General features: G+C 36.6%; 10 protein-coding genes. 5 read left to right on the top strand and 5 right to left on the bottom strand.

Going from position 1 to position 16617, the window contains the following annotated elements:
- Window positions 1-66 precede the first annotated feature (66 nt).
- Together AC07N0_RS07570 and AC07N0_RS07565 are read left to right on the top strand one after the other, a co-directional pair.
- Window positions 67-1887 (top strand): 3-keto-disaccharide hydrolase, encoded by a 1821-nt coding sequence (locus AC07N0_RS07570; protein WP_494588704.1) that lies wholly within the window; start codon window positions 67-69, stop codon window positions 1885-1887.
- Window positions 1888-1926: 39 nt separating this feature from the next.
- Window positions 1927-3909 carry a c-type cytochrome gene (locus tag AC07N0_RS07565; RefSeq protein ID WP_494588703.1) on the top strand — a complete coding sequence of 661 codons (1983 nt, stop codon included), beginning with the start codon at window positions 1927-1929 and terminating at the stop codon, window positions 3907-3909.
- Window positions 3910-4044: 135 nt separating this feature from the next.
- Here AC07N0_RS07565 and AC07N0_RS07560 read toward each other — a convergent pair whose 3' ends face one another.
- The 3 genes from AC07N0_RS07560 to AC07N0_RS07550 all read right to left on the bottom strand — a co-directional run bounded on the left by AC07N0_RS07560 (window position 4045) and on the right by AC07N0_RS07550 (window position 7012).
- Window positions 4045-5220: a hypothetical protein gene (locus AC07N0_RS07560; protein ID WP_494588702.1), complete on the bottom strand. Its 1176-nt coding sequence runs from the start codon at window positions 5218-5220 to the stop codon at window positions 4045-4047.
- 227 nt (window positions 5221-5447) lie between these two features.
- On the bottom strand, window positions 5448-5999 hold the full coding sequence (locus AC07N0_RS07555; RefSeq protein ID WP_494588701.1) for a class I SAM-dependent methyltransferase: 552 nt from the start codon (window positions 5997-5999) through the stop codon (window positions 5448-5450).
- A 59-nt stretch (window positions 6000-6058) separates the two neighbouring features.
- Window positions 6059-7012 carry a DUF8428 domain-containing protein gene (locus tag AC07N0_RS07550; RefSeq protein ID WP_494588700.1) on the bottom strand — a complete coding sequence of 318 codons (954 nt, stop codon included), beginning with the start codon at window positions 7010-7012 and terminating at the stop codon, window positions 6059-6061.
- Window positions 7013-7501: 489 nt separating this feature from the next.
- On the opposite strand from AC07N0_RS07550, the gene nadB reads away from it, so the two are divergent.
- Window positions 7502-9085: an L-aspartate oxidase gene (gene nadB, locus AC07N0_RS07545; protein ID WP_492801919.1), complete on the top strand. Its 1584-nt coding sequence runs from the start codon at window positions 7502-7504 to the stop codon at window positions 9083-9085.
- Window positions 9086-9232: 147 nt separating this feature from the next.
- Here the strand turns inward: nadB and AC07N0_RS07540 are convergent, their stop codons facing one another.
- Window positions 9233-10474: a NupC/NupG family nucleoside CNT transporter gene (locus tag AC07N0_RS07540; protein WP_492801918.1), complete on the bottom strand. Its 1242-nt coding sequence runs from the start codon at window positions 10472-10474 to the stop codon at window positions 9233-9235.
- Between the two features lie 158 nt (window positions 10475-10632).
- Window positions 10633-11175 (bottom strand): YfiT family bacillithiol transferase, encoded by a 543-nt coding sequence (locus AC07N0_RS07535; protein ID WP_494588699.1) that lies wholly within the window; start codon window positions 11173-11175, stop codon window positions 10633-10635.
- A 685-nt stretch (window positions 11176-11860) separates the two neighbouring features.
- Here AC07N0_RS07535 and AC07N0_RS07530 point away from each other — a divergent pair.
- The gene (locus AC07N0_RS07530) at window positions 11861-15040 is read left to right on the top strand and encodes a SusC/RagA family TonB-linked outer membrane protein (RefSeq protein WP_492801915.1); all 3180 of its coding nucleotides are present in this window, start codon (window positions 11861-11863) and stop codon (window positions 15038-15040) included.
- A 90-nt stretch (window positions 15041-15130) separates the two neighbouring features.
- Window positions 15131-16600, top strand: a complete 1470-nt coding sequence (locus AC07N0_RS07525; RefSeq protein WP_494588698.1) for a SusD/RagB family nutrient-binding outer membrane lipoprotein — start codon at window positions 15131-15133, stop codon at window positions 16598-16600.
- Window positions 16601-16617: the final 17 nt, after the last annotated feature.

The raw sequence follows: 16617 nt of genomic DNA, 5'->3' as shown, positions 1-16617 counted from the left end.
AAGGATAAAATTATAGTTTTTGAGTGCTATATTTAGCCTCTTTTTTACAAACATTATCCTAAAAAAATGTCCAATTTACAAATTATGAAGAAAGCTTGGCTTGTTTCAGCATTGTGTTTTCCGATGCTTGCAACTGCTCAGCAAAGTGTTTCCTTAGACGATATGTCTTATTGGAAATCATCTGACAAAACGAACTGGCAAATTGCTGGAGATGTCACAGCAGACATATTAAAACCTGAAACAATGGTCTTAGCGGCGGGTAAAGGCGTACTCGCTAATTTACCTAATGCACAAAATCGTTCTAATTTACAATCAGTAGCAGAATTTGCAGATGTAGATGTATCATTCGATTTTATGATGGCTGTACATTCTAACTCAGGTTTTTACTTGATGGGAAGATACGAAGTGCAATTATTAGATAGCTGGGGTGTGAAAAACCCATCAACAGGTGACTGTGGAGGTATCTATAAGCGTCGTCGTTATGAAAATGGTAAAGAAGTGCTTTATGATGGACATGCTCCTCGCTTAAATGCTTGCCTTGCTCCTGGGCTTTGGCAACATATCGATATTTCTTTCCAAGCTCCTCGTTTTGATGCTACTGGTAAGAAGATTGCGAATGCTAAAGTAATTTCAATTAAACTTAATGGCATTGCTATCCAAGAAAATGTAGAACTGACAGGTCCAACTGGCGGTCCAATTTCTGAAACAGAAGCGCCAACTGGTCCATTCATGATTCAAGGAGACCACGGTCCAGTAGCCTTCCGTAATTTAAAGGTTTCTAATTTTGGCGGAAAACCAGCAGAGCTTTCAAATATTTCCTATAAAGTATTCTATGGAAATTTCAGAGAGCCTAAAGATTTCTTGAGTAAAAAACCAGACGCTACAGGTACACTAGACAAGCTTACTTGGGAAGTAGGTACTAAGACTAACGATTTTGCGCAGATTTTCAATGCTACTTTAAAGGTTCCTGAGGCAGGAAAACATCTATTTACTTTTCAAGCGGGTGGTAAATACTATGTGAATGTAAATGGGAAAGAATTACTGGGAGACGAATGGACGACTTCACGTGATAAACGTAGTGCATCAATGGATTTACCAGCTGGTAATATCCCTGTTGAGATTACGGTTTATAAAACTGATGGTTGGGTTTCTCCGATTCTAGGAATGGAAGTACAAGGACCAAACTTCCGTGCTGTTCCTTTTCATTCTTTAGGGTCAGTTTTAGCGGGTACTCCATCAGACCCTATCTTATTAGATGCTACAGAACCAACGTTATTGCGTTCTTTCTCAGACATCAACAGAAATACTCCTTATGCTAAACGTATCGTTCATGCCATCAATGTCGGTAACCCTGCCAAACTGCATTATACGTACGATTTAGATAATGGTGCTATCGCACAAATCTGGAAAGGTGATTTCTTGAATACTTCACCCATGTGGGATGACCGTGGTGATGGTTCGTCACGTCCGAGAGGACCAATCTTAAGTTTAGGAGATATTCCTCTTATCGTTTCGGGAGAGTCAAAAGCAAGTGATGCGTTGGGCACAAATGCAGGGTTCCGTACGTTGGGTTATGATTTAGATGCTGACAATCTACCGACTTTCCGTTATCAAATTTATGGTACAGAAGTAGAAGACCAAATCAGAGTAATCGACGGGAAATACATTATGCGTTCATTAACGCTTAAAAATCCAGAGGCAAACAATGCTTTAATGTGTCGTTTGGCTGTAGGAAAAAGTATCACAAAATTGACGGATGATACGTATGAGGTAAATGGCAAAAGCTATTACATCAAAGCATCAAATGCTACTATCGAAAAATCTGGTAATGATACCATATTGTTAGTACCAGTAAAAGACAAAGTACAATATTCTGTAATGTGGTAAAATCCCTCACCCTAATGAGGTTTTAATCTGAAAAATCAAATGAATATCAAAAATATAACACAGTCGTTCAGCCATTCACTTACCAAAATAGGTTTAGCTTTGGCAATGACTACTGGAGCTTTCGCGCAGGAGGGTCCAACTGAAAACGATTATTATAAAATTGCCAAGCTTCCTATTCCAGAAGGAATCGTTTTAGAAGTAGGTGGTTTGGTTACTTTACCAAATGGTGATTTGGCAGCCTCTACTCGTCGTGGAGATGTATATATTATCGAAAACCCAAATTCTAGCTCGCCAGTATTTCGCAAGTTTGCTAGTGGTTTGCACGAAATTTTGGGACTTGCTTACAAAAATGGAAATCTTTATTGTGCACAAAGAGGTGAATTGACAAAACTGGTTGATAAAAATGGAGATGGCAAAGCAGACCGTTACGAAACTGTTTACTCTTGGCCAATCTCTGGACATTATCATGAATACTCTTTTGGTCCAAAAATTGGTTCAGATGGTTCATTTTATGTAACAGGCAATGTAGGTTTTGGTAACTCTGACTGGTGGGCAGGAAAATCGTTTGTGCCTTGGAGAGGTTGGACAATGAAAATTACGGAAGATGGCAAAATGACTCCTTATGCTGCTGGTATGCGTTCTCCATGCGGAATTGGGATGATTGATGGCCAATTCTTCTACGGAGATAACCAAGGCGACTGGATGGGTTCTGGTTTTATTTCACAAGTTGAAGAAGGAGACTTTATGGGTCACCCAGCTTCATTGGCTTGGGCTGGTCGTCCAGAATCATCGGTAAAAATGCGTGCTGACATGATTTATTCAAAAGTTGACCCACGAGATAATCCGAAAATCAAACCTGAATATGTGAAGAATGAGCCTATGACTACGATTTACGAAATGGGCAAAACTACATATCCAAACATGGGCATTAAGTCGCCAGCAGTTTGGTTACCACACGGTGTATTGGGAGTTTCTACATCAGAAATTATTCAGGATGACACACAGGGTGGTTTTGGTCCTTTCGCAGGTCAGGTTTTTGTAGGTGATGAAGGGATGTCTAAAATTGCACGTGTATTTTTAGAAAAAGTAAATGGTAAATTCCAAGGGGCTTCATTTGATTTCAGAAGTGGTTTCCGTTCAGGTGTATTAAGAATGGCTTGGGGAACTGACAAAGCTATGTTCGTAGGTGGAACGAACCGTGGTTGGGGTTCAACAGGAAAAGAAGCTTTCGGTTTAGAAAGATTAGTATTCTCTGGAAAAACGCCTTTCGAAATGAAAGCTGTGAGAGCGATGCCAGACGGTTTCGAGATTGAATTTACTTTGCCAGTTGATAAGAAAACGGCTGAGAATGTAAACAATTATGATATTTCTAGCTATACATATAAGTATCACCCTGTGTATGGTAGCCCAATTGTTGACAGAAAAGATAATGCAGTAAGAGGTGCAAAAGCAAGTGAAGATGGTTTGAAAGTAAGAATAGTAGTGGATAATTTACGCGAAGGTTATATTCATGACATTAAACCAGAAGGCGTACTTTCAGCAACGTCACATTTGAATTTATTACACGGTTCGGCATACTATACGTTGAACAGCATTCCACAAGGTACAAAAGCTAACATTACATTGGTAACACCAAAAACTCGTGCACAACGCGAGCGTATCGATGCTGGTGCTAAAGTAAATACGCCAGACAACCAAATGAAAGAAGCGATGCCAACGGCTGCTGGCGAAAAGGCTAAGGCAAAAATGACATCAAGCGTAATTTCAGATGCAGAAGCAATGAAGCTTTTAAGCAAAAGTACTTGTTTGGCTTGCCATAAAGTGAATGAACGTGCTGTTGGTCCTTCATATCAAGAAATCTCAAAAAGAAAATATTCGGCTGCTCAAATCGAAGCATTGATTTATGAACCAAAGCCTTCAAACTGGCCAGAGTTCGCAACACCAATGCCACCGATGGCTCACTTACCAAAAGGCGATGTTAAGAAAATAGCTGCGTGGATTAGTGCAATGGGTAAAAAGTAAAGAGCTTCTTTATATTGAAAAAGCTCCAACGGAGTCGGAAATTGATTTTTTCGACTCTGTTGGAGCTTTTTGATATTTACTTATGATTAGGTTTCTTGTACAGACAAGTGTAAAGGAAAAAGTATCCCTGTTTATTTATTCTGACACTACTAACCAAGGAATATTAAATTGACCTTTCATAAAATAAATATTTACTTTGTCATCTTTGCCAAGTTGATTGTATAATTCTTCTGGAACCGTTACTTCATTGATTCCCTTTTGGTATCCCCAAGAGGTCAATTCCAATTGATAAGTTTTCATTTTCCCCGAATTAATTCTTTTACTCAAGACTGTTGCATTAAAGTTTTCGGGTACCGATTGGTCATATACACAATTCAAAGCAATTACTGCACCATAAGCATAGCCGAATAGAAAAATCGAAAACCCAAAAATTCTCAAATAGTCTTTTACTGTGTTAAACTTAAATTGTTTATTTCCAATTGTCATAATTGCGATATAAGTTAGAGCTATTATGATAGTTGGTGTCCAGACATTTGAATAGTCAAAAATATTATAATCAAGCAAAACCCTTAGACAAAGGCCTACACTCGGAGCAAATATTGCCAAAAAAGCTGTTGGGTAAGCAGTATCTTTCCTATCGTCAATTCTAATTAAGCCTTTAAAATACCTTATTACACATACACAAATAACTGGAAAAATAATTGAAGCAGTCATTGCATAATCATAAGGATTGGCAAAAAAAATAGCCCAAGCTCCTATTATTAATCCTATCCAATTTAGGTATTTTGCGGTCTTTTGAGCTTTTATCAATTGCTCTTCTCTCTGTTCTGTAGTCCATCCAAACTCTTCATTATTCAATATTTCTTCCTTTTCTTGCTCAGATTCAACAACATCAAGGTCTGAATATCTTTTTGATAACCATACTACAATTTCATTGGTATTTTCAAAATATTTACTGATTTTGATTTGCTTTTTATGCTCATTATTTGATTCTATGATGATGTATTTATCGGTAATTCTATATCCCATAATTTCATTCAATATCAACTCTCTATTTGAAAATGTACTTACAGTAAAAACTTTTTCCTTATCAATCACGAACTTACTTCTATATGTGTCTATTATACCCACTACCTTCAAGGTCATTATTAATGAAATTGAGATAATAAACCAATAAGCAGTGGAATTCATATCTTCGTTCATTGAAGGGATAAAAGGCATCATTAGAAACCAAGAAAACAATGCAATTAGGAATGTAGCACCAGCATACATATAAATTACCCATCCTTTAGCTATTTTATATTCTCTCATAGTGTATTTTATTTGATTTTGCTATATGTATAGATTATTATTGAGTTGCGTAGTTACAAATTGTATAGTAATTTCATATTGCTTCAAGATCTTCACTCAAATTTACCCATTCCAAAAAGAAACAAAAAACATCACATTCTCTAGTAACAAAAAACTTATTGAACGGTAAATTTCTTGGAATAATCTTTTTCTCTTCTCTCAGATAAGGAAAGCTATTTAAAGTAGCATTATTTATATTGAAATTTATCCTTTCTAAAACAAAAAATCTTCACATTATTCCCTTTATCCACAGTTTCATTTATTACAAAATCGTGCTTTTCTACCAATTCAATTAAAGCACTTTCCGAAAACAATGGTTTTAAACAGCCTTCATGTATTTCGCTTGAATAGGTGGCTAATTGTTCCTCAATAAAAAGCAATCCTTCAGCTTTCAATGCTTCATAGCTATCTTTAATCATTTCACTAGGGAACGAAAATTCGTGAAGGCTATTAATGATTAGCACTTTATCAAAAGTATTTTTAGGTAAACTTGTGGAACGTTCTGTGCCAATCACAGGGATAAAATTTCCCTTAATTGGCTTTTTCATCATTTTTTCATAGAATAAAACTCCTTCATTTATTTCCTGCTCATTGCATAAATCTGCATCAATATCTTGAAGATAAAACGTTAGATTTTCTACTTGTGAGGCAAAGTATATTTCCCAAACACCTCCACTAGCCCCAATAGAAGCAATGGTTTCTCCACTTTTAAATTGATATGTCTTTAAAGATTTTTCCATAAAAAAGCCCTTTACGATGAAAGGGCTATCAATATTAATACGATATTTTATTGGCTATTTTATTTAACCTCAAAACTTCCTCCTCCTATTTTATATCCTTCACAATATACTTCTATTGTATAATGTCCAACTCGGTATTTAGCCATACCACCTCGCGCATACACAAGTTCTACTCCTTGCCCATTATTCTGATACAAAATATCTTTCTTAACAGTATAACTGGTTTGTTTTCCTGCCAACTCAAAATTTCCAGAACCTGCATTACTGTCGTATAAAACCGCTCCATCGGGGTCTAGCACTCTTACATAAATAGATTTTACATCTTGTTTAGCAATCAGATTAGGTTGTAATTGAAACACTATCTTGATTTTATCAACCTTCGATACCCTATAAACACCGCTATCTCTTTCTTTATTTTTTCTTGAAATGGCAATCACTTTTACAGATTGAGCCTGTAGGGCTGATGCCAAACTTACTTTTGCCGTGAGGGCTTGGTTTCTTTTGGTATAAGCATCTAGTGAATCACTCAGTCCTTGTTTTTCTATCCTCAAAGTGATATTTTCAGTAAACAACAAGGCATTTTCACCAGACAGGCTCCTATTCTTTTCTGATAGTTTGCTATTTTCCTTTTTGAATTTACCTATTTCAGTGTCCTTCTTGGCTAATAAACTTACATAATCCTTAATCTTACTTTCAAAGTGGGCAACCGATACATTATTTGCTTTCCTTAATAGCATTCTATCATTTTCTAATTGCTTTTTTGTAGCCTCCAAATCTTCTACCTTCCCTCCTAGTGATTTTATTTGAGCAATTTTGGCATCTAACTGAATACCGATAGAATCTAATCGAATACTTGTTGCAGATAATTCTTTTGCTTTTTGATGTATAATTACGTCCTGATTCTTCTTAAAATTGTTAGCATCAAACAACAAATAGGCAAGAATCCCCACTATAATAGCTAAAAAACCCGTCACCGCTTTCCAAATGCTACTACCTTTTGTTGTCTCTTCCATAAATAATTTAAATTTTGGCAAGCACTAGTCTATGGCTAACCTAATAATTTCGTTGAGTTTCCGAATTTAATAATTCCGACTGGTTTAGAGAAATTTTTAACTGGAAAGTTCACAGTCAAAAAGCCTTTAATTATACTATTTAAGGTACTTTGGCTGTTAAAACATGCATGAATATCTTACATTTATCTATGTTTTTTATCCTGATTTACCGAATAAAAGTTTAAAATTTTAACGTCTAATTACCTTCTTCCCTGCAAAATTGATGCCTACTTTTTACAAAAATATGTATTCTATCTTAGAAACTACTGTTCATTCCCTAACATTTCACTTAGTATATACAAGGGTTAGCCATCTATCGAAAAGCATTGTTTTATATAAATTCCAACTCAAAGTATAAATAAAGAAGTTTTTAAAATAACTTTGTTTATTCATGACATTAAAAATTTACATTAACTTATAAAATGCGGGCGGCAAGCCGTTTTCATCATTATGCCCCAATACGACTTTTTAGTTATCGGCTCAGGCATCGCAGGGCTTTCATATACAGCAAAAATTGCTACCTATTTTGAGGAAAAAGGGAAAGATATCAAGATTGCTATCCTCACTAAAACCATAGAAGAAGAAAGCAATACAAAATATGCCCAAGGGGGTATCGCTACTGTTTGGAAAGATGATGATTCTTTTGAAAAACATATCAATGATACAATGATTGCGGGCGATTTTATGTCGAATAAAAGGGCTGTGGAAATTGTGGTAACTGAAGCGCCTGAACGCCTAAAAGAGTTAATTTCTTATGGGACAAATTTTGACAAGAAAAATGATGGCTCTTATGACTTGGTGAAAGAAGGTGGGCATTCAGACCAACGAATTTTACATCATAAAGACTCCACTGGTAATGAAATTGAAAGAGCCTTATTAGAGAAAGTAAAATCTTTTAAAAGTGTTGATTTCTTTACGCATTATTTCGCTATCGACCTTATTACTCAACATCATTTAGGTGAAAAAGTAACAAAGGATACCCCTGACAAAAAATGCTTTGGGGCTTATATTTTTAATACCCTTACTGGGAAAACTGAAACCTTTTTGGCTAAAACTACGCTGTTAGCCACTGGTGGAATCGGACAAGTTTACCAAAGTACTACCAATCCAACCATTGCCACGGGTGATGGCATTGCAATGGCGTATCGCGCCAAAGGCTTTGTAGAAGGCATGGAGTTTATCCAATTTCACCCTACATCCTTGTATCAACCAGGCAAAAAGCCTTCATTTTTAATTTCGGAAGCAGTACGTGGTCATGGTGGTATTTTAAAGAATATCGACGAGACTACTTTCATGGAAAAGTATGATGAACGTTTGTCATTAGCGCCCCGTGATATTGTAGCCAGAGCGATTGACTCTGAAATGAAAAAAAATGGTGTTGACCATGTGTATTTGGATACTCGTCATCTTGAAAAAGAGGATTTCAGGCATCACTTCCCTATGATTTATGACTATTGTAAAGATAACCTTGGCTTAGACATTACTGGCGATGATATGATTCCCGTAGTACCTGCACAACATTATCTCTGCGGAGGGATTAAAGTAAACGAACATTCACAGACCAACATTAATTTCCTTTTTGCGGCAGGTGAATGTTCTTCTACAGGACTACACGGTGCTAACCGATTAGCTTCAAATTCGTTACTCGAAGCCATTGTGTATGCCCATAGAGCTTTCTTGAAATCAATAGAAACCTTTGAAGAAAATATACTTCCAACGAATATTCCTGATTGGAATGATGAAGGAACGACGCATCCAGAGGAATTAGTATTAGTTACTGAGATGGCTCGCGAACTAGAGTCAATTATGAGTAACTACGTTGGTATTGTAAGAACAGACCGACGCTTGAAAAGAGCCTATGACCGTCTGGAACTAATTTATATAGAACACGAAGAACTTTACAGACAATCAAAAATATCCGTTCAAATCAATGAATTAAGGAATATGATTAATGTAGCCTATTTAGTCATTAAAGATGCCAGGGCCAGAAAAGAAAACAGAGGCTTACATTACAATCTTGATAATATTAAGTAAATGAATAAATAATTTCAAGTATAAAAACGATTGCTCAAATTCTTTCTATTAGCTGGCGACTTAAGTCGCCAGCTAATAGAAACATAACATAAAAACCCTGACGCTTTATTAAACGTCAGGGTTTTTTATGAAGTCCTATCAATATTATTATAGCAATAATCCTGCTAAAGTAGCTGATAAATAACTAGCCAATGTACCACAAATTAATGCTTTAAAACCTAATTTGGCTAAGTCTGTACGACGTTCAGGAGCTAACTCCCCAATACCACCAATCTGAATCGCTACCGAACTAAAATTAGCAAATCCACATAATGCAAAACTTGTAATAGCAAGCGTCTTCGCATCAAGTGTTGATTTAATTTTAACTAAATCTAGGTAAGCTACAAATTCGTTTACTACCATCTTAGTACCCATTAAAGCACCTGCTACTTGCGTATCTTTACTAGGTACACCCATTGCCCATGCAAAAACAGAGAATACATTTCCTAAGATAAAGTTCATACTTAAGTTTGCCATTCCAAAAACGTAAAAGCCAATGTGCCACAAAATTGAATCTATCAAAGCAATTAAGGCAATGAAGCCAATCAACATCGCAATCACATTAAAACCTACTTTAAGTCCTTCAGAAGCACCCGAAGCAATAGCATCTACTAAGTTTGAATGTACTTTCTTAATTTCTAGCTGAACAAAACCCTGTGTTTCTGATTTTTCAGTTTCTGGATACACAATTTTAGAAATCACCAAAGCCCCAGGAGCCGCCATGATACTTGCAGCGAGTAGGTATGAAGCAGGTACGCCTAATTTAATATAAGTAGCCATTACACCGCCAGCAATACAGGCAAAACTACCCGTCATCGAAGCTAATAATTCAGATTTGGTCATGCCTTTTAAATATGGCTTAATCATAATCTGCGCCTCTACCTGACCCACAAACGCAGATGCTGCATTTGAAAGAGCTTCTGCCCCACTTACTCCCATCAGCCAGTGCATCCCTTTGGCTAGTACAGCAATCACTCTTTGCATAATTCCAAGATGGTAAAGAATATTCACCAAAACGGCTACAAATACAATTGTTGGAATTACTTTAAAAAAGAAGACAAAATCATGCCCTGGTCCAAATGCTTTTGTCATTAATTCTGGTTGAACCAAAGAACTAAATACGAATTCTGCTCCTTTATCAGCTTTTTCTAAGAGCTGATTTACCATCTCTCCTAACTTTGTAAAGAGTTTTTTCCCAATATCAGTTCGTAAAATAAAAACGGCCAAACCAAACTGTAAAGCTAAACCAACCCCGACTGTTCGGTAATTAATCGCTTTTCTATTATTTGACATCAAATAGGCTATTCCTAAAATTAATACTATTCCAATAAGTCCTGTGAAACGTTCCATGTACAAAGGGTTAATACCAAATCTTTAAAGTGGTTGTTGAATGAAAGGTTAAAGATAAGAGAAAAAAGATGAAAGGCGATAAATGCTGAAAACTAAAACAACGTCATGGTTATTTTTTGTATTTTAACAAGATTCAGCTTCTCGCTTTTCTTATAAAATTATATTTCCATTCGCTTTCTTAGTTCGGTAATATGTGCTGTATGATGCCTTCCATGCCATGAATACATTCCAGTAACTGTACGAAGACTATTGGCATGCATAGTGGCTGGATGAATAAATGTTCTGTCAAATTGTTCTTCTGTCAAAGACTCTAACATCATAATCCATCGCTTATGTAGTACTTCTAAAAGCGTCAGAGACCATTCAATAGGTCCATTTTTACCATCTTCTAGTTCTGCCCAAAATTGTTCTTCATAAGGTCTGATAGTAGGAGAATCCTCGGTCAGGGCTAATTTAAAACGACAATAAGCATTCATGTGCGAATCTGCCACATGATTAATCACTTGGCGGATGGTCCAGCCTTCTGGGCGATAGGGCAATTCTAGCTGTTCTTCGGTCAGTCCTTCAACTGATTCTTTAAGTAATGTAGGAAGTTCTGAAATATCATCAATCCAAGATTTCAATAAATCATCTTTAATTTCATCGGGCTTACTAAATATTCCAATCGGATAACGCAATTGTTCTAAGGATAGATTTTCCATAAATATTGTTTTTGTTATTGTATTCGAAATACAATATAATCGAAAATTCAATTGGTTAAATAAACAATATATATCTTCTTGATAATTAAGTAGTTTACACTAACATATACCACTAATAATAAAAGCGTATTTATACTGTCAATCAAAAAATAAGAATTATCATTTTATTAAATAAACTTTTAACCACTCTTAGAAACATTATATTTATTATAAAATTTTAAATAATAAAAAATATTTTTAATGCTGTATTTGAAAAATTATTGGAATTATGTTTGGTATTTTAAATAAAACCATTATAATCGTACTTAGAAATAAATAAAAAGCGAAATAAAAAACTGTTATTAGGCATTTCTATAAAACTCTTTGAATTTTACATTAAGTATAATTTCTCATACATAAACCAACAAACTAAAAGAATACCATTTCCCGACTTCCAAAAGTCAAACTAACTAATTCCTTTATTTATAATACTTTCCAAAAACAACGCTTCAACTTATACAATTTTATTAAATCACAATTCCCCACTTTTCTTTACAAAGTGGTGTGGCTGTTCCTATTGATTTAAAAATCTTAACTACCAATTTACCATTGCCTTTGATGTCAAAATCTCTGGCCTGATATTCTATTTCCTTTATTGAGTCACTATTGCATTATTAGATTACCAACCATATAACAACTAATATTTATGAACAAAACTTTACTCTTCTTATGGGGAATACTGTTGGTTTCGTCCACGGTCTTTTCTCAAAAACAAAGTGTGACAGGTACAGTCACTTCTTCTGAAGATGGAGCTCCAATGCCAGGAGTAACCGTATTAATCAAAGGAACTACAAGTGGTACAAATACAAGTAGTGAAGGTAAATTTAGCATAGCATGTCAATCTAAAGATGTATTAGTTTTTACTTTCGTAGGCATGGCACCTTATGAAGTACCCGTGGGTTCGCAGACATCCATCTCTGTAAAAATGAAACCTGATATTATGCAACTCAGCGAAGTAGTTGTTACAGCATTAGGTGTTCAGCGAGATAAAAAAGCACTGGGTTTTTCACAACAACAACTTAAAGGTGAGAGCGTTACAGAAGCTAGGTCTTCAAACGTAGCCAACGGACTTTCTGGTAAAATAGCAGGGTTCAGGGTAAATACAAGTTCAGGCCCAGGTGCTGCTGCTACTATCCAGATTCGTGGTTCTTCATCCGTTTCTGGTAATAACCAGCCTTTGGTTGTTATTGATGGGGTACCTATTCAACAATCTTTCGACAAACAATTTGGTTCTGGCTTATCAGAAGTAAATCCTGATAACATCAAAGATATTGCGGTATTAAAAGGGCCAAATGCGGCAGCACTTTATGGCTCAAGAGCGGCCAATGGGGTTATTTTGATTACTACCAAAAACGGTGCTGGGATGAAAGGCATCGGGGTTGAGGTAAACTCAAATTTCGTAGCAGAACGACCATTTATTTCACCAAATTTTCAAAATACTTATGGGGGTGGTAATGGTTACCGTACTTGGTATAATGATGGTTGGAGTGGTTCTATCACAGACCCTACAGAGACTGCTCAATACAGAGCGGCTTATGGTCCAAATTCGCCATTGAGTGGCACTGAAGGTACTGATGAAAGCTGGGGTGCGCCAATGGATGGGCGTTTAGTACGCCAATGGTGGACAGGAAAAGATGTTGCACCGCTTACACCACAACCGAATAATTACCAAGAATTCTGGCAAACTGGTACGGCTTTTACAAACAATGTGGCTGTTTCAGGAGGGAACGAAAAAGGTAATTTCCGCTTATCATTAGGTCATCTTGACCAAAAAGGAATCATGTATTTCAATGATTTTCATCGTAATAACTTCAAATTCAACTCTGGGTACAACTTTACAAACAAATTTAATGTTACACTATCTGCCGAATATGTTAAGTCTTGGGCTGATAACCGTAGTTATGCTTCTGGACAGGAATTTATCTGGTCGCATAGACACGTTTCGTGGGACCAACTACGTGACTGGCAGTCGTACACTGCTACCCATATTCAACGTGCTGTTGCAGGAAAACTACCTGATAACGACCCACCAAACTGGCAACATACTTTCTTTACTAACCCATACTATACGCAAGAAAAACTTCCCTATTCTAATGACAAAGATCGCTTAGTAGGTAACATTGCTTTGAACTACAAAATATTGCCTTCGTTGAGTGTGATGTTAAGAACAGGAACAGATGTTTGGTCTGATACCCGTATTAACATTGTAAACTTTGAAAGAGTAAGAAATGGGAACCGCACACCTGGTCGTTTCTCAGAGGAAGTACTTCGTAGACAAGAAACTAACACAGATGCGATATTAACGTATAACACAAACGTTAATAAAGATTTCTCTATTAATGCACAGGTTGGAGGAATCGTAAGAACAAACTATTATAAAAGGAATTATTTGTATGTAGGTGAATTAGTAATTGATGGATTGTATAATGCAGGGAACGCAGTGCCAAGTCAAAACACTATTGCTTCTACTATTACCAAAAGTGAAGTACAAAGTGCCTTCGGTGCAGTTAACTTAGGCTTCAAGAATGCTATTTTCTTAGATTTAACAGCGCGTAATGACTGGTCGTCTACATTACCTGCTGACAATAGATCATACTTTTACCCATCAGCTTCATTGAGTGTAGTATTTACTGATTTAATAGAGAGTATTAAAAGCGATGTGCTTTCATTTGGTAAGGCTCGTTTCAGTTTAGCACAAGTAGGGAACGATGCAGACCCTTATCAGCTTTCACAAACCTATCGTGCTGGTACTTCATGGAATGGAGCGACGCCTGAATTTGCAGAAAACACTACAATTTCTAACTCGACCCTTAAACCAGAAATTACTACTGGACTTGAAGCTGGTTTAGACCTCCGCTTGTTCAAAGGGAAATTAAATTTAGACCTTACTTATTATGAACAAAAAACTAAAAACCAGATTCTTGGCGTAGAAATCTCAAAGGCTTCGGGCTACAATACTCGTATTTTGAATGCTGGTCAAATCACCAACTCTGGTATTGAAATCACCCTTTCTGGTACTCCATTAAAATTATCGAATGGTTTTGGCTGGGATGTAAGCTTCAATTTTGCTCGTAACAGAAACAAAGTGGTTGAATTAGCAGAAGGCTTAACTACCTATATCCTTAACGAGCGTCGCGGTTTAACATCCGAAGCTAGGGTTGGACAGCCTTACGGAACACTGTATGGCTATGGTTTTGAGAGAGCCCCAGACGGACAATTATTGATGGTTAATGGATTGCCACAACTTTCAACAACACAAAAAATATTAGGGAATATTCAACCTGATTGGATAGGTGGTTTCACTAACACATTTTCTTATAAAAACTTCTCATTGGCTACATTAATTGATGTACGAATGGGTGGTGATATTTTTGATGAAGGAACGTCCAATGCACGTTGGACGGGTCAGTATGCAGAAACAGCCATTGGTCGTGAAGAAGGCGTAATTGGCAAGGGGGTTATGGTAGTGTCTACTAATCCCGATGGAACAAAGGTATATGCACCAAACGACATCATCGTAAGTGCCAACCAATACTATGGTTACAACAACCCTCGTCGTTATCATGAAGCAGCTATTTTTGATGGTAGCTATGTAAAACTTCGTGAGGTATCATTCGGCTATAAGCTCCCTACAGCCCTTGTTAAAAAACTTGGTTTCCAATCAGCAAAAATTTCAGCAGTTGGTCGTAACGTGTTGATGATATTTAAAAATCATCCACACCAAGACCCAGAAATTGATGCCAATGGTGGCAACAAACAAGGCTTTGGCTATGGTGAATTACCTTCAACAAGAAGTTTAGGCGCTAACTTATCTTTTAGCTTCTAGGCAAAACCTGACGATAAACTTTAATCATTCTGAGTATTGAATTTAATCTAAATTACAAAGCTCGGATTCATTTAAAAAGATTATTACAACATGAGAAAATATAGCAAAATATACCTTCTGGCTACCTGCATTATTTTAGGGTCAGGGTCTTGCACGAGTACTTTCGACAAAATGAATGTTGACCCCAACAACCCGTCGTCGATTACACCACAGTTTCTTTTACCAACAGGTATTGAAAGCTCCATCGACCGCTACTGGGGACATAGAACCCGTTTTGAAAGAATAAACTTAGATGGTGCGGCACTTTGGGTACAACATCTTACAAGAAATATTTATTCAAACGAAGGCGACAATTATGGTATTTCGCAAGCATTGCCATTAAACAACTGGAAAGGCTTTTTTAATGATGCGCAATCAAACTTCAATAGAATCATGGTTATTTCCGGAGAAAAAGGAACTGCTCCGAACGCCAACTATGAAGGGATTGCTTTGGTAATGCGTACTTGGACATTCTCTATCATCACTGATATGTGGGGCGCTATTCCTTATAGCGAGGCATTAAAAGGGACAGCAACAGACCCTGTATATACGCCTGCTTACGATTCTATGGAAAAAGTGTATGCAGGAATGCTTGAAGATTTGAAAGTAGCCAATGAAAAATTGAATGTAGCTGGTCCAGCCGTTTCTGGTGATATTCTTTATAGTGGGAATATTTTAAAATGGAAAAAATTTGCTAACTCTTTACGTTTGCGTTTAGCCAACCGTCAGGCAGCTAAAAAATCTACTGAGTCAAGAGCAATCATGCGTGAGATTTTATCAGATGCTACTAAATATCCAATCTTCACGAGCAACGATGACAATGCTTCCTTGAAATGTACTACCATTTTACCAAGTAATAACGAGTGGAATCAGGTACTTATCCAAGATGGTAGAACCGATTGGAATTTAAGTAAAACGCTAGTTGACAAAATGAATGGTGTAAGCGATGCTAGAATTAAAGTATTTGGTAACCCTAATAAATCAGGTAAATACGAAGGGCATGCTAACGGCTTGCCAGATGCTATTGCTACTACTTATCTTGAAAGCAGTTCAACCATCGGAACCTTCTTTACGGCTGCAGCTTCGCCCGAAGTAATCATGACTTATTCTGAATTACAATTTATTTTGGCGGAGGCTAGTATTGATGGTGATATTACAGGAGATGCTCAATCGTATTTTGAAAAAGGTATTACGGCGTCGTTTTCACAATTTGGCATCACAGGTGCAAGCGATTTAATTACAAAGTTGGGCACAGCAACACGTGAAAAGATACTTGACCAAAAGTGGATTTCATTATTCGGGCAAGGTATTGAAGCTTGGACAGAGTATCGCAGAACGGGGTATCCTGTCATGCCATCGCCTGACCCAAGAGCTGTCTTTGAAAACAGTGCAGTCATTCCAACAAGATTACCTTATCCTGGTTCTGAATATTCGTTGAATGCTAAAAATGTGGCAGAAGGTGAAAAATTAAACGGCGGACCCAATGATATGAAAACTAAACTTTGGTGGGCAGAAAAATAAGGCAAAATCAGTAGTTG

The sequence above is a fragment of the Arcicella sp. GW821-FHT09D11 genome (genome assembly GCF_059416265.1).
This window is presented reverse-complemented; position numbering and strand designations above follow the sequence as displayed.

Coding starts and splice junctions, on each gene's coding strand:
- AC07N0_RS07570 (WP_494588704.1), top strand. CDS start 67: ATGTCCAATTTACAAATTATGAAGAAAGCTTGGCTTGTTTCAGCATTG.
- AC07N0_RS07565 (WP_494588703.1), top strand. CDS start 1,927: ATGAATATCAAAAATATAACACAGTCGTTCAGCCATTCACTTACCAAA.
- AC07N0_RS07560 (WP_494588702.1), bottom strand. CDS start 5,220: ATGAGAGAATATAAAATAGCTAAAGGATGGGTAATTTATATGTATGCT.
- AC07N0_RS07555 (WP_494588701.1), bottom strand. CDS start 5,999: ATGGAAAAATCTTTAAAGACATATCAATTTAAAAGTGGAGAAACCATT.
- AC07N0_RS07550 (WP_494588700.1), bottom strand. CDS start 7,012: ATGGAAGAGACAACAAAAGGTAGTAGCATTTGGAAAGCGGTGACGGGT.
- nadB (WP_492801919.1), top strand. CDS start 7,502: ATGCCCCAATACGACTTTTTAGTTATCGGCTCAGGCATCGCAGGGCTT.
- AC07N0_RS07540 (WP_492801918.1), bottom strand. CDS start 10,474: ATGGAACGTTTCACAGGACTTATTGGAATAGTATTAATTTTAGGAATA.
- AC07N0_RS07535 (WP_494588699.1), bottom strand. CDS start 11,175: ATGGAAAATCTATCCTTAGAACAATTGCGTTATCCGATTGGAATATTT.
- AC07N0_RS07530 (WP_492801915.1), top strand. CDS start 11,861: ATGAACAAAACTTTACTCTTCTTATGGGGAATACTGTTGGTTTCGTCC.
- AC07N0_RS07525 (WP_494588698.1), top strand. CDS start 15,131: ATGAGAAAATATAGCAAAATATACCTTCTGGCTACCTGCATTATTTTA.